A 20,501-nucleotide genomic window follows, 5' to 3' on the forward strand; every position below is an offset into this window, starting at 1 on the left:
ATCCTCGGGCGCCCAGGATCAGGCGGCCTTGGTCTCCCAGAAGATGCGGTCGATCTCCGCGATCAGCTCAAGGGCCTTCTGGCCCGTCGCCGGGTCGTTCGACGCCTTGGCGGCCGAGAGGGCCTTCAGGGTGTCGTTGACCAGGGCGTGCAGCTGGGGGTACTTCTCGAAGTGCGGCGGCTTGAAGTAGTCGCTCCACAGCACCGACACGTGGTGCTTCGCGAGCTCCGCGCGCTGCTCCTTGATGGTGATGGCGCGCGCGCGGAAGTCCGCGTCGTCGTTGGCCTGGTACTTCTCCTGCACGGCCTTGACGGACTCGGCCTCGATGCGGGCCTGGGCGGGGTCGTAGACGCCGCACGGCAGGTCGCAGTGCGCGCTGACCGTGACCTTGGGAGCGAAGAAGCGGGAAAGCATGGGGGTGGGTCCTCCTCGTGATCGTCTTCTCAAGGGGGAGATTACTCCGTGAGAAAGCGGATTTCGCGGGCGGCCCCGTGGGCTTAGGACAAAAGTCCAGCGTCACGATGGGGGTGGTGAGCGAACGTACGGACGAAACCGGGAAGGTGTCACATGCACGTGCCGATCGGGATGGTGGAGGTGTACGGGCCCTCGATGGCCCCCACCCTGGACTCGGGCGACCAGGTGCTCGTCCACTACGGCGGCCGCGTGCGCCCCGGTGACGTCGTGGTGCTGCGCCATCCGCTCCAGCAGGACCTGCTGGTCGTCAAGCGGGCCGCCGAGCGCCGCCCGGGCGGCTGGTGGGTGCTCGGGGACAACGGGTTCAACGAGAGCGGGGACAGCGAGGACTACGGCGTCGTGCCCGACGAGCTGGTCCTCGGCGTCGGGCGGCTGCGCCTGCGGCCGCCCGCGCCCGGTCAGACCTCGCTGGCCGCGCGGGCGTCCTGGCTGGCCCGCGCGGTGCGCCCGCTCTTCCCGGATCCGTCCGCCTCCTCGCGCTTGCGGGCCCGGTAGGCGGCCACGTTGGCGCGGGTGGCGCAGCGGTCCGAGCAGTAGCGCCGGGACCGGTTGGTGGAGGTGTCGAGGTAGGCGTTGCGGCACGGCGGCGCCTGGCACAGGCCCAGCCGGTCGGCGCCGTACTCCGTCAGGTGGAACGCCAGGCCCATCGAGGCGATCGCGGCGTACCCGGCCGAGGCGTTGGACGGGTGGTCGGCGAGGTGCATGTGCCAGTTCGGCGCGCCGTCCGGGCCGAGCGTCTCGTGCCCGGAGATCTGCGGGCTCACCGGGAACTCCATCAGCAGCGAGTTCAGCAGGTCCACCGCGAGGACGTGGTCGCCGGAGTCGGCGGCCTCGAAGATCGAGCGCAGCCGGCCGCGGACGTTGCGGAAGCGGGTGACGTCCGCGTCGGTGACCCGGCGGGCGTCCTGTGTGCTGGCGCCGAACAGTGCCCGCGCCGCGTCGGCGGAGGTCAGCGCGTCCGTGCCACGGGCCGGCTCCTCGGTGTTGACCAGGCGCACGGCGTAGTCCGAGTAATGGGCCAGTTCCACTTGTAGTCCTTACGGCTGCGGATTAGTGTGCGGGTGTGCCGTTCGGGTAACGGCTGATGCACCTTCGAGGGTATTACGTGTGGAGGGATTCGGTATGACGGACGCGGTGACCGGAACCGACTGGCAGGCCTGGCAGGACAGCTGGGACCGACAGCAGGAGTGGTACCTCCCGGACCGCGAGGAGCGCTTCCGGGTCATGCTGGACATGGTCGAGGCGGTCGTCGGCACGGCGCCCCGGGTGCTGGATCTGGCGTGCGGTACGGGAAGTATCACGGACCGCGTCTTCAAACGGTTCCCGGATGCCACCAGTACGGGCGTCGATCTCGACCCCGCCCTGTTGACCATCGCCGAGGGCCACTTCGCGGGCGACGACCGGGTCACCTTCGTCACCGCGGACCTCAAGGACCCCGACTGGGCCGCGCGGCTCCCGTACGACCGCTACGACGCCGTCCTGACGGCCACGGCCCTGCACTGGCTGCACAGCCCGCAGCTCGCCGTCCTCTACGGGCAGCTCGCGCCCTTGGTGCGCCCCGGCGGCGTCTTCATGAACGCCGACCACATGCCCGACCCGGCGACCCCGCTCCTCAACGCCGCCGACCGTGCCCACCGCCACGCGCGCATGGACCGGGCCCGTGCCGCGGGCGTGCTCGACTGGGCTGAATGGTGGGCCCTGGCCGCCGCCGACCCGGTGCTCGCCGAACCCACGAAGAAGCGCTACGAGATCTACGGCGAGCACGCCGACGGGGACACCCCGGACGAGGCCTGGCACGCCCGCACCCTGCGCGAGGCGGGCTTCTCGGAGGCCCGTACCGTCTGGCGCTCCCCGTCCGACGCGCTGGTCCTAGGACTGAAGTAGGAAATCCAGGACCGCGAGGTCCGGAGCACGACGGAGAGGGGCGGTACGGGAATCCCGTACCGCCCCTCTCGCACGTCGTGCGGCGCTTACAGCACCTTGGACAGGAACGCCTTCGTCCGGTCGTGCTGCGGGTTGCCCAGGACGTCGCGCGGGTTGCCCGCCTCGACGACCACACCGCCGTCCATGAACACCAGGCTGTCGCCGACCTCGCGGGCGAAGCCCATCTCGTGCGTGACCACGATCATGGTCATGCCCGATTCGGCCAGGTCCCGCATGACGTCGAGGACGTCACCGACCAGCTCCGGGTCGAGCGCCGAGGTGGGCTCGTCGAAGAGCATCAGCTTCGGCTCCATGGCCAGCGCACGGGCGATCGCCACGCGCTGCTGCTGGCCGCCGGAGAGCTGCGAGGGGTAGTTCCCGCCCTTGTCGCCCAGGCCGACCCGGTCGAGCAGCTTGACGGCGCGCGCCCGCGCGACCGCCTTGCTCTCGCCCTTGACCATGACCGGGGCTTCCATGACGTTCTCTATGGCCGTCATGTGCGGGAACAGGTTGAAGCGCTGGAAGACCATGCCGATGTCCCGGCGCTGGGCCGCGACCTCGCTGTCCTTCAGCTCGTAGAGCTTGTCGCCCTTCTGGCGGTACCCGACCAGCTGGCCGTCCACATAGAGCCGGCCGGCGTTGACCTGCTCCAGGTGGTTGATGCACCGCAGGAAGGTGGACTTGCCGGAGCCGGACGGGCCGACCAGGCAGAACACCTCGCGGGGCGCGACTTCGAGGTCGATGCCCCGCAGGATGTGGGCGGCGCCGTAGGACTTGTGCACGGCCTCGGCTTTGACCATCGGCTGGGCGGTCACTTCGCCACCTCCGTCTCCGTGCGGCGGAACATGTTCAGGTTGGCGCGCAGCCGCTGGAACGGCGTCGGCGGCAGGCTGCGCAGCGAGCCGCGCGCGAAACGGCGCTCCAGGTAGTACTGGCCGACGCTGAACACGCTGGTCAGGGCGAGGTACCAGATCGAGGCGACGATGAACATCTCCATCACCGCGAACGAGGTGGCCGCGATGTCCTGAGCGGCCCGCAGCAGGTCGGCGTACTGCACGGCGACGACCAGCGACGAGGTCTTGAGCATGTTGATGAACTCGTTGCCCGTCGGCGGCACGATCACGCGCATCGCCTGCGGCAGCACGACCCGGCGCATCGTCTGCGTGCGGGTCATGCCCAGCGCGTGCGAGGCCTCCGACTGCCCCTCGTCGACCGACTGGATGCCGGCCCGGACGATCTCCGCCATGTACGCGCCCTCATTGAGGCCGAGACCCAGCAGGGCGGCCAGGAAGGGGGTCATGACCTGGGTCATCTCGTCCTTGTAGAACCCGAGGTTCAGGATCGGGAAGATCAGGGCGAGGTTGAACCAGATGAGCAGCTGGACGTAGACCGGGGTGCCGCGGAAGAACCAGATGTAGAACCAGGAGATGGTGCTGGTCACCGGGTTCTTCGACAGCCGCATCACCGCGAAGGCGACGCCCAGGACCAGACCGAGGGCCATGGCCGCGACGCTGATCAGGACCGTGTGCCACAGGCCGCTGAGGATGCTCGCGTCGAACAGCTTCTCGGGGACGGTCTGCCAGCGCACGTTGCCCTGGGAGAACGCGTAGATGATCGCGCCGAAGAGGACGAGGGCGATGATTCCGCTGACCCAGCGTCCGTAATGCCGGACGGGGATGGCGCGGATCATCTCGGGAGGGACGGACCCGGCCGGCGGGGTGTCCGCCGGTCCGGGGACCTTTTCGAGCTTGTCAGTCACAGTGACTGCCCTTCAGTGCTGCGTGGGGGTCACTGACCTGCGTTGACCTGGGCCTTGGTGACGGCGCCGGAGGCCGCGTTCCACTTGTCGAGGGCGGCCTTGTAGGTGCCGTCCTTGATGATCGCGTCGATGGCGGCGGACAGGGCGTCGCGCAGCTCGGTGTTCTTCTTGTCGATGGCGATGCCGAAGAGACCGGCGTCACCGGGGTTGGCGACGGCCTCGAAGTCGTTGCCGCCGCCCGCGGTCTGCGCGATGTACGCGGCGACCGGGGAGTCGTTCAGGTCGGCGACGGCGCCGCCGGCCTTCACACGGGTCTGCGCCTCGGCGTCGGTGTCGAAGGCCTCGATGGAGAGCTTCGGCTTGCCGTCCTTCTCGCACTTGGCGCTCTGGTCCTTGGCGGACTGCTCGTACGTCGTGCCGCGCTGGACGGCGAGCTTCTTGCCGCACAGGTCGTCGAGGGTCTTGATGCCCTCGGGGTTGCCCTTCTTGACCAGGATGCCGGTCGAGGCGGTGAAGTAGTCGACGAAGTCGACACCGTTACCGGTCTTCTGGCCCTTGTCGTCGAGGCCCTGCTGGCGGGCCTTGGTGTCGCTCATGGAGGACATGACGACGTCCGTGCGGCCGGTGGGCAGGCCGCCCAGCAGCGTGGCGAAGGTGCCGGAGGTGAACTCGAACTTCACACCGAGCTGCTTGCCGAGGGCGGCGGCGATGTCGGGGTCGACACCGACGATCTTCTCGCCCTCCTTGAACTCCATCGGGGCGTAGGTGGCGTCCGTGCCGACCTTGATCACGCCGGCGTCCTGGATCTTCTTCGGGAGCTTGGAGAACAGCGGGGCGCTGCTCGTCTTGCCGCCCGTGTCCGAGCCCTTGTCGGTCTGGTCGCCACACCCGGTGAGGATCAGGGCGCCGGCGACCGCGATCGCGCCGACCGCGGCGATCCGGGACCGGGCGGCAGTCGTACGGCGGGTGGTGCTTGCGGTCATGAGCTGGTTCCTCCGACAGGGGTGGAAAAGCATCCGATGGCGGTCCGGCACGCAGCTTCGAGTGTCGCGACCTTGTGTGATTACGGCATCTTGCCATTCGGACTGACGCATTCAGGCTGCTCATCAGGTCAAAATCCCATAACGGGCGACCCCGGCAACCCAACATCGCTGCGGACAAGGGGTGTCACAGCGGGACTATGCGCCGTCCGGGGCCCTCTTTACCGGAGTTTTTGCGGTCCGTCTCGGGTACTGGACACAGACTCTTGGACTTTTCGCCAAAACCAGGACAAGAGGCTTATGGTCGAGCAGGAATCGACTCGTCTGGGTGAGCGTTCTTCGGGTAGAACAGATCCTTACACCCCTCATCCGGGGCTCAGGGCGCGCGTGCGGCGCGCCCGCGCGTACGAACCTCCCCCTTCGCGGAGACGGGCCAAACCGTCGATGCGGAGTACGGACGCGGTGCCCGCCCACCCCTTAACCAGGAGTGGTCACCCTCAACGATTCAAAGACTTAAGGGGTCAAGAAAGTGGCAGCGGAGATCGTCAATCCTCGCAGCGACAGCGTTACGGACAACAACCCGGATGCCGTGTTCGCGCTCCACCGGGGCGGCAAGATGGCCATCGTGGCCACCGTCCCCGTCCGGGACAAGGACGACCTGTCCCTCGCATACACGCCCGGCGTGGCCAAAGTGTGCACCGCCATCGCCGAGCAGCCCGACCTGGTGAACGAGTACACCTGGAAGTCCAACGTGGTCGCCGTCGTCACCGACGGTACGGCCGTGCTCGGACTCGGTGACATCGGGCCGGAAGCCTCCCTCCCCGTGATGGAGGGCAAGGCCATCCTCTTCAAGCAGTTCGGTGGTGTCGACGCGGTCCCGATCGCGCTCGCCACCAAGGACACGGACGAGATCATCGAGACCATCGTCCGGCTCGCCCCCTCCTTCGGCGGGGTCAACCTGGAGGACATCTCGGCGCCCCGCTGCTTCGAGATCGAGCGCCGCCTCCAGGAGCGCGTGGACATCCCGGTCTTCCACGACGACCAGCACGGCACCGCCATCGTCACGCTGGCCGCCCTGCGCAACTCCGCCAAGCTCACCGGCCGCACCCTCGCGGACCTGCGCGCCGTGATCTCGGGCGCGGGCGCGGCGGGCATCGCCATCGCCAAGATCCTGGTGGACGCGGGCATCGGTGACGTCTGCGTCACCGACCGCAAGGGCGTCGTCTCCGCCGACCGCTCCGACCTGACGGACGTCAAGGCGGAGATCGCGGGCCTCACCAACAAGACCGGCCGGACCGGATCCCTGGAGGACGCCCTCGCCGGCGCCGACGTCTTCATCGGCGTCTCCGGCGGTACGGTCCCCGAGGCCGCGGTGGCGACGATGGCGAAGGACTGCTTCGTCTTCGCCATGGCCAACCCGAACCCGGAGGTCCACCCCGACGTCGCGCACAAGTACGCGGCGGTCGTGGCCACGGGCCGCTCGGACTTCCCGAACCAGATCAACAACGTGCTGGCGTTCCCCGGCATCTTCGCGGGCGCCTTCAAGGTCCGGGCCTCCCGGATCACCGAGAACATGAAGATCGCGGCCGCCGACGCCATCGCCGGTGTCGTCGCGGACGGTGAGCTCACCGCCGAGTACGTGATCCCGTCGCCGTTCGACACGCGCGTCGCGGAGGCCGTCACCGCGGCCGTCGCCGCCGCGGCCCGCGCGGACGGTGTGGCCCGCCTCGCCTGACGGCGCGAGCGGTACTGGGCAGTAGTACGCGGAAGGCCCCGCCGGAACGATCCGGCGGGGCCTTCCGCGTACCCGTGAGACGTACGGGACGTACGGGACTACTCGTCCTCGTCGTCCTCGTCGTCGAGCCGGGCCAGCCAGGTGGCCAGCCGCTCGACCGGGACCTCGAAGTCCGGGTTCAGGTCCACGAAGGTGCGGAGCTGCTCGGCGAGCCACTCGAAGGTGACCTCCTCCGCGCCGCGCCGCTTCTCCAGCTCCTCGATGCCGCGATCGGTGAAGTACAAGACAGGCTCCGTGCGTGATGGTGGTGTTTCCCGGCCAGGATAATCCGCTTCGGCCGGACACCTCCCGCCGGGCAGCGGGCGGCGATAGCCTGGATGACCTCAACACGCTTGGCGGACGCGGCCGTTGGTTGCCGCTGGGTGCTGATTCACCGGGACCGGGGGCGGGGGATGGCGGACGGGCGCACGGGCGACTCCGCGCGCGCCTTCGAGCTTCTGGAACCCCTCGTCCAGGCCGCGACCGTACGCGTCCACGCCCCGCCGAACGGGTATGAGGACCCTGGGACCGGTGCCACCTGGGGGAGCGGGTTCTTCATCGCTCCGGGCTGGGTCCTGACGTGCGCGCACGTGGTGGGTGAAGGGGGCGGCGGGATGCGGCTGGCGGGGCGGGAGGTCGGCATCACCTTTTCCTCCGGCGCGGACGGCGCCACCGGCACCGTCGCCGGGCGCGTGGAATGCGTACTGCCCGAACGCCTGGAACAGCGCAGGCCGGCCGGGCCCGGCCTGTGGGAACTGCCCGACCTCGCGCTCGTCCGCGTCCTGGCCCCCGTCTCGCACGCCTGCGTCTGGCTCACCGACCGGGCCAGGCCCCGCTTCGACGAGGTCGCCTACTTCGGCTGCACCGAGGACCTCGGCACCCCCGAGATCACCGGCCGCACCACCCGGCTGCGCGGCACCGCGGGCAACGGCGCCGCCATCCGGCTCGGCGCCGAGGACGAGATCGAGCACGGCATGTCCGGCGGACCCGTCGTGGACCTGGCCCGCGGCGAGGTCGTCGGCGTGGTCAAGGCGCGCGCCCGCGGCGGCGGCGGACTCGCCGTCTCCGTCGTCCAGCTGCGCACCCTGCCGATGTCCGCCAAGAGCCGGATCGGGCTCTACCGCCGGGTCATGCAGGCCCATGACCTGCACCACTACGACCAGCACCTCAGCGATGTCGACAACCGGCGCACCTGGACCGACGCGCACGACGAACTCCCGCGCCCCGACCCCGACCCCTACGGCGGCCGCCAGCGCCTCACCCCCGGCGAGCGGACCACCCTGTGCGGACTGCTGGCCGAGCTGCCGCCGCCCGGCTCTTCCGAGGCCGTACGGGTACTGGCCGAGGCGGCCCGCGGGGAGGAGCCGGACCCCGGCCCGCTGGCCCCGCTGAGCTGGCGCGACGGGCTCGGCCTGCTCTACGACCCGCCCGGCGGGGTCAGCGAGGCCGCCGCCATGCTCCGCTACGCCACCGACGTCAGCGTCGCCGAACACCGCGAGCCGCCCGCCCCCGGCGCCGACGAGGAGCTCTGGGACTGGGTACGGGCCACCGCCGAGCGGCTGTGGCGGCCCCTGCGCCGGGAGCTGGGCGAGCGGCACGAGCGGGGCCTGGCCGAACGCGACGCGGAGCGCGAGCGGCGCCGGCTGGCCGCCGCCGGGCAGGCCGTCCGGATCGGGCCCGCCCGCGCCGCCGAGGTCCTCCCGCCCGGCCCCTCGGCGCTCCTGGAGGTCTGGGCGCACAGCTGGGAGGCCGTCTACGACTGGCGGGTGTCCGTGCTCCTGGGCCCGGAGCACCTGAGCCCGGTCGAGGCCGGGGAACGGGCCACCCTCGCCGCCCTGCCCGAGGTGCTGCGGGCCCCGCTCGCCGAGGCCTTCCGGCGCTGCGACACGCACGAGGGGGCCGCGCTGCTGGAGGCCGCCGTCGCCCCCGAACTGTTCACCCTGCCCATCGACGCCTGGGTGGTGACGGGCACGGCCCCGCTCGGCGCCCAGCGCCCCGTGGTCTTCCGCCACCCGCCCGGCGCCGGACCGCAGGGCGCGCAGGCCCACCGCAGGGCCGACCGCTGGGCGCGGGTCCAGGCCGGGCCGCTGCTCGACGAGCGGGCCGACTGCGACCGGGGGCGCCGACGCACCCCCACCTACGCGTGGCTCGACGCCCAGCCCGACAACACCGTGCCCGTGCACTGCCGGGCCGCGGACGCCGACCCCACCCTCGGCTCGCTGCACCTGGCCCACCGCGCCGGGTACGGAGTGGTGCTGTGCCGAAGACCCCCGGCGGACCCGGCGCTGCCGTGCGCGCCCTTCCACCGCGGGCTGCGCGAGGAACTCGCCGACGCGGGGCGCGGCGCCGGGCTGGCGCTGCGGCTCCAGTCCCTGCGGGGACGGGCGCACGGGCGGGACCCCGACGCCTACTGGGCCGCCGGGCTGGGGCTGGTCTGGGACGACCCGGGGCGGCCGCTGCCCGACGACGAGCCGCTGCAAGGGGATCTGTGAGCGGGCCGGGACGCATCGGGGACACCGCGGGGACGCCGGAACACGGGAGCGGGGAGCGGGCATGAGGGGAGAGCGACCATGAACGACGAGTGGCTCATCTACCGGGGGATCGGCGAACCCCACGACGGGATCGACGCCCTGCCCGACCCGCCGCCGTGGCGGGACTTCGACGGCGGACCCGTCATCGAACCGGGCGCCGTGGCCGCGGCGGCCGACAGCGCCGCCACCCGGCGGCTCGGCGCCCACCGGCACGCCGCCGAGATGCACCGGCCCGAACCCGAGGAACTCGAAGCCATCAACGCCGCGTTGTACCTGCGCCGCCCCCTGCTGGTCACCGGATATCCCGGCACCGGCAAGTCCACGCTCGCGCACGCCGTCGCCCACGAGCTGAAACTCGGCCGCGTCCTGCGCTGGCCCGTGGTCTCCCGGACCGTCCTCCAGGAGGGGCTCTACCGCTACGACGCCATAGCCCGCCTCCAGGACGTCCAGATCGCCGCGGGCGGCGGCGAACCCGGCGGGACGCCCGGCATCGGCAAGTACATCCGGCTCGGCCCGCTCGGGACCGCGCTGCTGCCCACCGACCGGCCTCGGGTGCTGCTCATCGACGAGCTGGACAAGAGCGACATCGACCTGCCCAACGACCTGCTGAACGTCCTGGAGGAGGGCGAGTTCGCGCTCCCCGAGCTGGAGCGGGTCGCCGACCGCGAACCCGAGGTGCAGGTCCTCACCGACGACGGCGCGAAGGTGAGCGTCCGGGGCGGCCGGATCCGCTGCCGGGCCTTCCCCTTCATCATCCTGACCAGCAACGGCGAACGGGACTTCCCCGCCGCCCTGCTGCGCCGCTGCATCCAGCTCAAGCTCGGCCAGCCCGGCGAGAAACGGCTCGCCACCATGGTCAGGGCCCACCTGGGGGAGGAGGCCGCCGCGCTCGGCGCCGACCTCATCCGGGAGTTCCTCAGCCGCTCCCAGACCGAACTCGTCGCCGCCGACCAGCTCCTCAACGCCATCTACCTCACCCACTACGCGGCGCCGCCCACCCGGGAGGACCTCGCGGACCTGCTCATCCAGCGGCTCGACCGTTCGAGGTGAGGGCCCGTGACCGCCGGCGTCCCCGGCCCCCCTCCGCCCGGCCCTCCACCGACCGGAACGCGCGAGCCCACCGCGAACCGTGAGCCCACCGCGATCCGTGACCTGGCCGCTCTGCTGCGCGCCGCCGGGCTCGACCCCTCCGCCGAAGAGCTGGCCGACGCGCTCTGGCTGGCCGGGCGGACCCGGGCGGCGGCGCGGACCGCCGGATCCGCGGCCGGGACGGACGGGACGGACGAGACGGACGGGGCGGAGGGGGCCCGGGAGGGTGCGGCGGACGACGGGCGGGACGGGGCGGGCGGGGACAGCGGCACGGGGGAGCCGGGTCCGGACCCGGAGCCGGGGCCCGAGGCGCCGCCCGAGGAGGATCCCGTCGGCCTGTACGTCCCCGGGCGGCCGGGGTCGTACGGCGCGGGGCAGCGGATACCGGAAGTCGATCCGGAACCCACGGGCGGGAACGCGGTACCGGTCCGGGTGCCGACGGCGGCCGCGCTGCCGCGGATCCTCGACATCCAGCGGGCCCTGCGCGCGCTCCAGCGCCGCCGACCGCCCGCGCCCCGGGCCCGTACCGTCCTGGACGAACCCGCCACCGCCGAGGCCAGCGCCCGGGCGCTGGGCCTGGCCATCCCGGTGATGCGGGCCGAAACCCGGCGGGAGAGCACGATGCGGTTGGTCCTGGACGCCTCCCCGTCGATGGCCGTGTGGCACGACATGTTCGACGAGCTGCGCGCGGTGTGCGAGCGGCTCGGCGCCTTCCGCGACGTCCAGGTGCACTACCTGCACCGGCGCGCCGACGGCGCCCCCGCGCTCGGAACCGGATCGGAACCGGAACCGGAGGCCCGGATGCGGTCCGCGGAACTCCTGCGCGACCCGACCGGCCGCGGGCTGACCATGGTCGTCTCCGACTGCGCCGGGCCGCTGTGGCGCGAGGGCGAGGCGCAGCGGCTGCTGTACCGCTGGGCGCAGTGCACGCCCTGCGTGGTCGTCCAGCCCCTGCCGCAGCGGCTGTGGGGCCGCAGCTGGCTGCCGACCGAGCGGGGCACGCTGGCGCGCGGCGAGGGGGGCGAGGGGGGCGAGCCGCACCTGGAGTTCCGCTCCGACCGGCCGCCGCGGCCGGGCCGGCCCGCCGGCGGGCTCACCGTGCCCGTGCTGCCGCCCAGCGCCCCCGCGCTCGGCGCCTGGGCCCGGCTGGTCGCCGGGCTGGGCAGCGGGACCGTACCGGCCGAGGTGGGGCGGGTCCTGGCCGACCACCCGGCCGCGCCGCCACCCCCGCCGCGGGCCGTGCGGCCGCCGCGCGAACTGGTGCGCCGCTTCCGCTCCTCGGCCTCGCCGCGCGCCGTCCAGCTCGCCGTGTACCTGTCGGCGACCCCGCTCGCGCTGCCCGTGATGCGGCTGGTGCAGCGCACGATGCTGCCCGACTCGGAACCCTCCGACCTCGCGGAGGTGCTGCTCAGCGGGCTGCTGCGGCGCAGCGGTCCGGCGCCGGGGCAGTGGTACGAGTTCGTGCCGGGGGTACAGGACGTGCTGCTCGGGCCGCTGGGGCGGGACGAGGCGGCCCTGGTGCTCAAGCACTGCTCGGAGTACGTACTGGCCCACTTCGGGCGGGGCGTACGGAACTTCCCCGCGCTCGCGGTCTCCCAGCTCACGGGGGTCCCGGCGACCGGAGCCGTGGCCGCTGACGCTCCCGTGACGGGGGAGCCGGAAGCGGACGGCGGGACCGGGGCGGCGGAGGAGCCGGGGCGGGTGCCCGCCCCGCGGCTGCCACAGGCCTTCGCTCAGGTCTCCGCCAAGGTCGTACGCCGCTACCTGCCCGGGCCGCCCGACGCGCCGCCCGGGGACGGGGAGCCGCCCCCCGGCGGCGCCGCGCCCGCACCCTCCCGGGCCTGGGCCGTACGCACCGCCCGGGACCGGCTCGCCGCCTTCGACCGCGACCGCGACGGCGGCCAGCGCGCCCTGTACGAGGCCGTCGCCGTGCTGCGGCGGGCCGTGACGGCGCCGCCGGGGCCCGCGGACCCGCCCGGCGAGGCCGAGTTCGAACTGGCCGGGGCGCTGCTGCGGCTCTGGGAGGTCCAGCGGGACCTCGAACTCCTCACCGAGGCGGAACGCACGGCGCGCACGGTGAGCGCGCTGCCCGGCATGGTCCGCGCCCGCGCGCTGCTGGGCCGGGCGCTGTACGAACGGGCCGTCGCCGCCCTGCCGGGATCCGGGCCGGAGGCGGCGGAGCTGCTGGCCGCCGCCGAGCGGGAGTTCGCGGCCGTGGGCGCGGTGGCCGGGCTCGACCGGGAGCTGCGCCTGGACTGCGCGATCCAGCGGGCCCGGACCCTGATGCGGCTGTGCGAACTGCACGACGACCCGGCGGCGCTGCGGGAGGCGCTGTCCGCGCTGGAGGTCTTCGACCGGCCGGACGGGGAGCCGGGGGCCATGCCGGACGGGGGGCCGGCGGGGGAGTCGGACGGCGGGCCGGGGGCCGCGCCGGACGGGGGGCTGCACCTGGCCCTGGGCCGGGTCCTGCTGGCCCTCGCGGACCGCGAGCCGGACCCGGCGGAGCGCACCGCCCTCGCGACCCGCTCCGCCACCCGCCTGACAGCCGGCCTGGCCACGCTCCTCCCGCCGCACCCGGACACCGGGCCCCGCCCGCCGGACCCGGGCCCGGCGGCCGGAGCCCCGGCCTCCCCCGTCGGGCGGGACGCGGGCGCGCCGCCCGGCGGCCCGGCCGCGCCTCCGGCCGAGGCCACGACCTCGTCCCCGTCCTCGGGCCAGACCCCGGCGGCTTCGCCGCGGCCCACGCCGGGCGCGCGGCCCACCACCGGCCCGAGCACGGCACCGGCGAGGGAGCAGCAGCCGTCGGGTTCCGGGGGAGGGGCCCGGGCCGGGGGCGCGGGGGAGCGGGGGTGGGTGCGGGTGGAGCTGGCCCGGGCGCTGCGGTACGTGCCGTGGCGGCTGGACGAGGCGCCCGGGGTGCTGGCGGCGGCGCTGGCCGACGCGGCCGGGGAGCCGGAGCTGCGGCTGGCGGCCCTGGTGTGCCTGGCCCGGGTGCACCGGGCGCGGTACGCGCGGGACGGACAGGACGGACGCGCCGGGGCTCCGGCGGACCTCGACGCGGCCGCCGACGCCTACGGCCGGGCCCGGCGGCTGATCCCCCGGGACGGGGAGGCCTACGGGGAACTGCTGCCCGAGTGGGGCGACGTACTCCTGGAGCGGGCCCGCACGCCCGGGGGGCGGCGGTTCGTCTCCACGGCGGTACGGGTGCTGCGGGACAGCCGCGCGGCGGTCCCACAGAACGACCAGCGCGCACCGGAGCGGCTGCGACGGCTCGCCGAGGGCCTGCGGCTGCGCCACTCCTACGAGGGCGACCTGGTCGACCTGCGCGAGGCCGAGTACCTGCTGGAGCTGGTGGTCCGGCACGCCCGCGGCCCCCTGGAACAGGCGCACGCCTGGCGCGAGCACGGCGACGTACAGCAGGAGATCCACGCCCAGACCCGGGCCGCCGACCGGCTCGACCGCGCGGCCGACTCCTACCGGCGGGCCTGGCGGGCCGCGATGGAGGCCGACCGGACCGCCGACCGCCAGGAGACCGCCGTACAACTGGCCGCCCGGGTGCAGGAACTGCGCGGCGAGGTGCTGGAGCGCCTCGCCCGGCCGCGCGCCGCGCTGGACGCCTACCGGGCGGCCCTGGAGCTGTGGCAGCGTCTGGGCGATCCCGCGCCCGGCACCACGGACCGGCGCGAGGCGGTGCGCGCGCGGGTGCGCGCGCTGGAGGCGGCCCTCTGACGTGCCTCGGCGCGCCCTCCCGTGACTGTTTCCACGCCCGGGCGGCGGGGAATGGGGAGTCAACCCATCCAGCACACGAGCGCACGAGGGCACGAGGGCACGAGGGCACGAGCGCATGAGCACACGGACATGCGGACACACGACACAACAGGGGGACAGGGAAACCATGGTGACGAAGCATCAGGAAGTGGTCGCACGCCGGTGTTCGGGACAGCTGCCGGACCTCTCCGGGCTCGATCTGGCCACGCTGCGGGGCATCGACCACCCGGTGCTGGCCGATGTGGTCGAGGGCATGGTGGAGCGCGTCACGCACCCGGCGGAGGTACTGAACGCCTTCGACTCCGGGGTCGACTGACCGGAGACCCCCAGGGGCCCAACCGGCAGAAAACGCCCCCTGGTTGACCACTTTCCGCCGTTAGCCGTACACATCCACCGGGCAGGGATGGACCGTCCGCAGCGGGAGGAAGTCGAATGAGGCAGACGACCACGCGCGACGCCGTGCTGCCCGCGCACCGCGTCCACGCGCCCTGGCCCTACACCCGGCTCGACGTTCCCGCGCTGCGCGCCGCAGGCCACCGGCCGTATCCCTTACGGCAGTTCGTCCTCAAGACCCGCAGCCGCTGCAACCTCGCCTGCACCTACTGCTACGTCTACTCGATGGCCGACCAGGGCTGGCGCGCCCAGCCGGTGGCGATGCCCGCCGCCACCGCGGCCCGCGCCGCCGAGCGGATCGCCGAACACGCCGCCGCCCACGCCCTGACCCGCGTCGACCTCGTCCTGCACGGCGGCGAACCGCTGCTGACCCCGCCCGCCGACCTCGCCGCGCCCGTCGAGGCGGTACGGGCGGCCCTCGCCCGCCGCTCCCCGGGCACCCGGGTCACCGCCACCGTGCAGACCAACGCCACCCTGCTCACCCGCGGCAGGCTGGAGGCACTGGCCGCCGCCGGGATCCGCGTGGGCGTCAGCCTCGACGGGGGGCTCCCGGCGCACAACGCCCGGCGCGTGGACCACGCCGGGCGCCCCGGCTTCGCCGCCGCCGCGCGCGGCCTGCGCCTGCTGGCCCGGCACCCGGAGAGCTACGCCGGGGTGCTGTGCGTGGTGGACGTGACCCAGGACCCGGTGGAGACGTACACCTCGCTGCTGGCCTTCGCGCCGCCCACCATCGGGCTGCTGCTGCCCCTGGCCAACTGGGCGGATCCGCCGCCCGGCGCGGCCCCGGGCGCCACCCCGTACGCCGACTGGCTGACCGCCGTCTTCGAACGCTGGTGGCACGACGGGGTGCGCCGGACCCGGATCCGGCTCTTCGAGGAGATCATCGCCCTGCTCCTCGGCCTGCCCGCCGCCAACGAATCGCTGGGCCTGGCCCCGGTCACCACCGCCGTCATCGAGGCCGACGGCAGCATCGAACAGGCCGACTCCCTCAAATCCGCCTACGAGGGCGCCGCCGCCACCGGGATGACCCTGGAGCGGCACAGCTTCGACGAACTCCTCGACCACCCCGGACTGGCCGCCCGCCAGCTCGGCCGGGCCGCGCTCGCCGCGGGCTGCCGCTCCTGCGAACTCGTCGAGGTGTGCGGCGGCGGCCACTACCCGCACCGCTACCGGCCCGGCCAGGGCTTCCGGCACCCCTCGGTGTACTGCGAGGACCTCCAGGTCCTCATCCGGCACATCGCGGCGGCCCTGCACCGGGCCGCCACCACCGCCACCACCAGCGCCGCGGAAACCAGCGCCACCGCCACCCCCACCGCCCGCGGCCCCGAGCGGGCCGCCTCGTGACCCGCCCCGCCCCCGGCACCCCGCCCGCGGCCGGCCCCTCCCCCCTCCCCGCCTTCGCCGTCACCTCCCACCTGCTGCGCGCCTTCTCCTCCACCGAGCCCGGCGCCGAGGGCCTCCGGCTGGTCCGCGACATCCAGCGCTCCAAACGCCTCGTCCTGCTGCGCGGGGTGCTCGACGCCGCCCCCGGCGGGGCCGACGGGGAGACCGGCCAGCACTGGGCCCTGCTGGAAGAGGCCGAGCGCGCCGCCCCCGGCGCCGTGCGCGACGTACTGCACTACCCGGCGACCGGGGCGTGGGCCGAGGAAACCCTGCGCCGCCTGCACGCGCCCCACGGACCCGCCCCCGACCTCGCGCACCTCGGGGCCCTCGCCGCCGCCGCGGCCCTGCGCGCCGGGGTCGACTTCAAGCTCACCCTGCGCCCGCTGCACGGCAGGCTGGTGCTGCCCACCCTCGGCCTGCTGCGCCCCGCCCGCCCCGGACCGGTCGCCCTCACCGAACGCTCCTGGGACCCCGCCGACCCCGCCGTCCTGGCCCTGCACACCCTCCCGGGCGGCCGGACCGCGCTGGACGACCTCGACCCGTACCGGGCGCTGGGCCACCCGGCGTCCGTACGCCCCGCCCGCAGGCTCACCCCCAAGGGGCACAAGCGCTGGGACATCCAGTGGACCGGCGCCCTCACCCTCCTGGAGCGCTACGACTCCACCCGGGCCGCGGAGATCGGCGAACTGCTGCGCACCCTCGTCCCGCTGGCCGGGGGCGCCCGCTCCACCGGCGCCACGCTGCCCGCCGCCGCCGGTTCCGTCCTGGTCCGCGGCCAGACCCCGCCCGCGCTCGCCGCCACCCTCGTCCACGAGGTCCAGCACGGGAAGCTGGCCGCCCTCGCCGACGTCCTCACCCTGCACACCGCCGACCGCACCCCCTGCTACTGGGCCCCCTGGCGCGGCGACCCCCGCCCGCTGGAGGGACTGCTGCACGGCGCGTACGCCCACCTGGCCCTGGCCGGCTACTGGCAGCGCGCCGCCCTTTACGGCGCCCGCGGGGCCTGGGCGCGGCACGCCCGCTGCCGGGCCCAGGTGGCCGCCGTACTGCCCGTGCTCCAGGGCGCGCGCGAACTCACCGTCACCGGCCGGGAGTTCATCGCCGGAATGGCCGCCGCCGAACGGGCCATGGACGATCTGCCGCCCCCCGGGGACCAGCACGCCACCGCCCGCCGGGCCGTGGAGCGCGAACGCCGCGCCTGGTGCGAGGAGCACCCCGAACTCGCCGCATTCGCCGTGACGTGACAAGGGCTGATCACCCGTCACCTGCGGTACCTTTTCAACCCCGTCCACCGCCCGGATTCCAGGGAGACGGCCGCATGACCACCGGTAGTCGGCACGAGCGCGACACAGCCGCGCAGCCGCAGCGCTTCGTCATCAGCTTCGCGGGGTTCAACCGCCCCTGGGCCGTGTGGATCGCCCACCGGCTGGAGGAACACGGCCACCGCGTCGCGCTCCAGCGCTGGGACCCGCAGAACAGCCCCGGACTGACTGAGGCCATGGACGACCTCGCCCGCGGCGGCCGGGTCCTGATGGTCCTCAGCGAGCGGTACTTCTCCGCGGGCACCCACACCGACGAGGAGTGGAACGCGGCGCTGCGCACCGTCACCGACACCCACCCCGGCCGGTTCGCCGCCGTCTGCCTGACCGACGCCCCGCTGCCCAGCGCCGTCGCCGCGCTGGAGAAGACCGACCTGTGGGGCCTGGACGCCTACGAGGCCGAATACCGGGTGCTGCGCAGGCTGGAGCTGCCCACCGAACGGATCGGCACCGAGACCGGCCGGCGCGGCCCCCGCTTCCCCAACGACCCGCCCGAGATCTGGGGCCGGGTCCCGCGCCGCAACCCCCGCTTCACCGGCCGCAACGACGTCATCGGCAAACTCCGCGCCGCCCTCACCGAGGCACCGCCGGGAGCCGCCACCGTCACCCTGCTCGGGCTCTCCGGCGTGGGCAAGACCCAGGTCGCCACCGAGTACGCCTACCGCTTCGCCTCCGAATACGACGTGGTGTGGTGGGTGCCCGCCGAGGACCGCCCCACCCTGCGCGAACGGCTCGCCGACCTCGCCCCGGCGCTGGGCCTGCCGCGCGGCGCGGGCAGTTACGGCGAGCAGATCCGGGCCGTCCTCGAAGCGCTGCGCCGCGGCGCCCCGTTCAGCCGCTGGCTGATGATCTTCGACGGGTGCGACAACCCCGACGACCTGACCGACCTGCTGCCCGGCGGCGCGGGCGACGTCATCATCACCTCCCGCAACCGCGAATGGGGCAACCGGCACACCAGCCTGGTCGAAGTCCCGCTCTACGCCCGCCCCGAGTCCATCACCTTCATCCGCCGCCGGGCCCGCCGCCTCACCGGCGACGAGGCCGACCAGCTCGCCGAGGCCCTGGAGGACTACCCGCTCGCCCTCGACCAGACCGCGGGCTGGCTCGCCGACTCCCCGCTGAGCGTGGGCGATTACCTCGCGCTGCTGCGCCGCAGGCTGGACTCCCGGGAGGCCGTCGCCGTCTCCGACGACTACCCGCTGCCCTTCCCGACCGCGCTCGCCATACTGCTCAACAACGTCCGGGAGAACTTCCCCGACGCCCTGGCCCTGCTGCGGCTGTTCGTGTTCTTCGCGCCCGGCCCGGTCCCGCTGCGGCTGCTCGGCGAGTTCCCCGCGGACGACGTACCCGAACAGCTCGCCGGACTGATCAACGACCAGGTCCGCTGGAACGCGGCCCTCAACAAGCTCGTGCAGTTCTCCGTCGTCCGCCTGGAGTACTCCGACCAACCCGTGGAAGAGGGCGGCGGCGGCCTGGAGACCGTCCAGCTGCACCGGATGGTGCACGGCATCGTCCGCGAGAACCTCTCCGAGGGCGAGGCCGAACCGCTCTCCCGCGCCGTCCGCCAGGTCCTCGCCGCGGCCGACCCCGGGCGGCCCTCCGACTCCCGGCTCTGGCCGAGGTACGCCGAACTCATCCCGCACCTCGACACCGCCGGAGTGCTCACCAGCACCAACCCGCGGATCCAGACCTTCCTGCTGCGCTGCCTGCGCTACCTCATCCTCGCCGGGGAGTACCGCAGCTGCCTGCGGCTGTGCGAACAGACCGACCTGGCCTGGCGGTCCATGCTCGGCGAGGACCACGACCGGGTGCGCGAGCTGAGCTACCAGTACGGCGGAGCGCTGCGCAACCTCGGCCTGTTCCGGCGCGCCGAGACCCTCACCAAGGCCGTCGCCGACCGGCTCGTCGCCGAACGCGGCGACCGCGACCTGGAAACCCTGCGGGCCACCAGCGCCTACGGCGGGGTCCTGCTGTGCATCGCCAAGTTCGAACCCGCCCGCGATCTGTTCGAGCACTGCCTGACCACCTACCGCGAACTCCTCGGCGAGGACGACTCCACCACCCTCAACGCCCAGAACAACCTCGCCGCCACCTACCGGCTCCTGGGCCGCTATCAGGAGGCCTACGACCTCGACCTGGAGACCCTGCGCCGCCGCGAGCGGATCCTGCGCCCCCATCACATCTCCACCCTCTCCTCCGGCATCGCCTGCGCCATGGGGCTGCGGCTGATGGGCCGCTACCGCGAGGCCCAGACCCGCCAGGAACAGGGCGTCAAGCTCAACAACCAGATCCTGGGCGTCAACCACCCGCAGACCCTGCGCGCCGAACACAACCTCGGCCTGTGCCTGCGCCGTTCGGGCGACATCCCCGGTGCGGGCACCCGGCTGCGGACCGTGTGGGAACGCGCCACCCGGGTCTTCGGCGCCGACTACCCGTGGACCCTGATGGTCGCCTCCGACTACGCCACCTACCTGCGCGAGTACGGGGACATCGAGGAGGCGCGGCGGATCTCCGAGGCGGTGGTCCGGGGCTACCAGTCCCAGCTGGGGCTGGCCCACCCGTACAGCATCGGTACGGTCGGCAACCTCGGCCTCGTGCTGAGGGCGCAGGGTGAGCGGGAGGAAGCCCTCAGCCTGTGCGAACAGGCCCTCGTCGGAATGCGCAACGCGCTCGGGGAACGCCACCCCTGGGCCCTCGGCAGCGCCCTCAACGCGGCGGGCTGCCGCAACATCACCGGGCGGCTCGACGACGCGGTCCAGCTGAGCCGGGACACGCTGCGGACGGCGGAACAGGTCCTCGGCCCCGACCACCCGATGTCCCTGAGCGCGCAGATCGCCCTGGCGGCGGACCTGCGGGCGCTCCAGCAGACCGACGAGTCCCGCAAGAACGAGGACGACGCGCTGAAGTCCCTGGCCCGGACCCTGGGCACGCAACACGTCCACACGGTCTCCGCCCGCCAACGAGTCCGCCCGTACTGGGACTTCGAACCCCAGCCGTAGGGGTCCGATCCAGCCTCGCCGGCGTTTGAGGCGCGGGTCCGGGCGGAGCCCGGTGCCCGGCGGAGCCGGGATCCTGGGGCTCCGCCCCAGACCCCGCGCCTCAAACGCC

Annotated in this window: 16 protein-coding genes; 10 read left to right on the forward strand and 6 right to left on the reverse strand. The window is 73.6% G+C overall.

Features of this window, described 5'->3' with window-relative positions; translation table 11 throughout:
- Window positions 1-18 precede the first annotated feature (18 nt).
- Window positions 19-414, reverse strand: a complete 396-nt coding sequence (sodN, locus tag OHS33_RS24585; protein WP_330332571.1) for a superoxide dismutase, Ni — start codon at window positions 412-414, stop codon at window positions 19-21.
- 153 nt (window positions 415-567) lie between these two features.
- On the opposite strand from sodN, the gene sodX reads away from it, so the two are divergent.
- Window positions 568-969, forward strand: a complete 402-nt coding sequence (gene sodX, locus OHS33_RS24590; RefSeq protein ID WP_330332572.1) for a nickel-type superoxide dismutase maturation protease — start codon at window positions 568-570, stop codon at window positions 967-969.
- Here sodX and OHS33_RS24595 read toward each other — a convergent pair.
- Complete coding sequence (locus OHS33_RS24595; RefSeq protein WP_330332573.1) at window positions 873-1,502, reverse strand: CGNR zinc finger domain-containing protein; 630 nt, start codon at window positions 1,500-1,502, stop codon at window positions 873-875. The two genes, sodX and OHS33_RS24595, sit on opposite strands and share 97 nt — an antisense overlap.
- Window positions 1,503-1,596: 94 nt before the next feature.
- Here OHS33_RS24595 and OHS33_RS24600 point away from each other — a divergent pair, with 94 nt between their 5' ends.
- Window positions 1,597-2,358 (forward strand): class I SAM-dependent methyltransferase, encoded by a 762-nt coding sequence (locus OHS33_RS24600; protein WP_330332574.1) that lies wholly within the window; start codon window positions 1,597-1,599, stop codon window positions 2,356-2,358.
- Window positions 2,359-2,444: 86 nt separating this feature from the next.
- Here OHS33_RS24600 and OHS33_RS24605 read toward each other — a convergent pair whose 3' ends face one another.
- Genes OHS33_RS24605 through OHS33_RS24615 form a run of 3 tightly spaced genes read right to left on the reverse strand, consistent with a single transcriptional unit; the run spans window position 2,445 to window position 5,139 of the window.
- Window positions 2,445-3,197, reverse strand: coding sequence for an amino acid ABC transporter ATP-binding protein (locus OHS33_RS24605; protein WP_330335186.1), 753 nt, complete (start codon window positions 3,195-3,197; stop codon window positions 2,445-2,447).
- 11 nt (window positions 3,198-3,208) lie between these two features.
- Entirely contained in the window at window positions 3,209-4,156 is a 948-nt protein-coding gene (locus tag OHS33_RS24610; RefSeq protein WP_443065350.1) for an amino acid ABC transporter permease, read from the reverse strand.
- 29 nt (window positions 4,157-4,185) lie between these two features.
- Window positions 4,186-5,139, reverse strand: coding sequence for an ABC transporter substrate-binding protein (locus tag OHS33_RS24615; RefSeq protein ID WP_330332575.1), 954 nt, complete (start codon window positions 5,137-5,139; stop codon window positions 4,186-4,188).
- 526 nt (window positions 5,140-5,665) lie between these two features.
- Between OHS33_RS24615 and OHS33_RS24620 the strand changes: the two genes are divergently transcribed.
- On the forward strand, window positions 5,666-6,871 hold the full coding sequence (locus tag OHS33_RS24620; RefSeq protein ID WP_330332576.1) for an NAD(P)-dependent malic enzyme: 1,206 nt from the start codon (window positions 5,666-5,668) through the stop codon (window positions 6,869-6,871).
- Window positions 6,872-6,969: 98 nt separating this feature from the next.
- On the opposite strand, the gene OHS33_RS24625 is transcribed toward OHS33_RS24620, so the two are convergent.
- A complete protein-coding gene (locus OHS33_RS24625) occupies window positions 6,970-7,155 on the reverse strand; it encodes a DUF6104 family protein (RefSeq protein WP_330332577.1) in 186 nt (61 codons plus the stop codon).
- Window positions 7,156-7,323: 168 nt separating this feature from the next.
- Between OHS33_RS24625 and OHS33_RS24630 the strand changes: the two genes are divergently transcribed.
- The 7 genes from OHS33_RS24630 to fxsT all read left to right on the forward strand — a co-directional run bounded on the left by OHS33_RS24630 (window position 7,324) and on the right by fxsT (window position 20,392).
- On the forward strand, window positions 7,324-9,402 hold the full coding sequence (locus tag OHS33_RS24630) for a VMAP-C domain-containing protein (protein ID WP_330332578.1): 2,079 nt from the start codon (window positions 7,324-7,326) through the stop codon (window positions 9,400-9,402).
- Between the two features lie 78 nt (window positions 9,403-9,480).
- Complete coding sequence (locus OHS33_RS24635) at window positions 9,481-10,491, forward strand: AAA family ATPase (protein ID WP_330332579.1); 1,011 nt, start codon at window positions 9,481-9,483, stop codon at window positions 10,489-10,491.
- A gap of 6 nt (window positions 10,492-10,497) precedes the next feature.
- The gene (locus tag OHS33_RS24640; protein WP_330332580.1) at window positions 10,498-14,259 is read left to right on the forward strand and encodes an SAV_2336 N-terminal domain-related protein; all 3,762 of its coding nucleotides are present in this window, start codon (window positions 10,498-10,500) and stop codon (window positions 14,257-14,259) included.
- A 166-nt stretch (window positions 14,260-14,425) separates the two neighbouring features.
- Window positions 14,426-14,614: an FxSxx-COOH cyclophane-containing RiPP peptide gene (gene fxsA / locus OHS33_RS24645; protein WP_330332581.1), complete on the forward strand. Its 189-nt coding sequence runs from the start codon at window positions 14,426-14,428 to the stop codon at window positions 14,612-14,614.
- Window positions 14,615-14,730: 116 nt separating this feature from the next.
- Entirely contained in the window at window positions 14,731-16,035 is a 1,305-nt protein-coding gene (locus OHS33_RS24650; RefSeq protein ID WP_330332582.1) for an FxsB family cyclophane-forming radical SAM/SPASM peptide maturase, read from the forward strand.
- Window positions 16,032-17,318 carry an HEXXH motif domain-containing protein gene (locus OHS33_RS24655; protein ID WP_330332583.1) on the forward strand — a complete coding sequence of 429 codons (1,287 nt, stop codon included), beginning with the start codon at window positions 16,032-16,034 and terminating at the stop codon, window positions 17,316-17,318. The genes OHS33_RS24650 and OHS33_RS24655 overlap by 4 nt, the downstream gene beginning before the upstream one ends.
- Window positions 17,319-17,392: 74 nt before the next feature.
- Window positions 17,393-20,392 (forward strand): FxSxx-COOH system tetratricopeptide repeat protein, encoded by a 3,000-nt coding sequence (gene fxsT, locus OHS33_RS24660; RefSeq protein ID WP_330332584.1) that lies wholly within the window; start codon window positions 17,393-17,395, stop codon window positions 20,390-20,392.
- Window positions 20,393-20,501: the final 109 nt, after the last annotated feature.

The organism is Streptomyces sp. NBC_00536, from assembly GCF_036346295.1.
GTDB lineage: Bacteria > Actinomycetota > Actinomycetes > Streptomycetales > Streptomycetaceae > Streptomyces.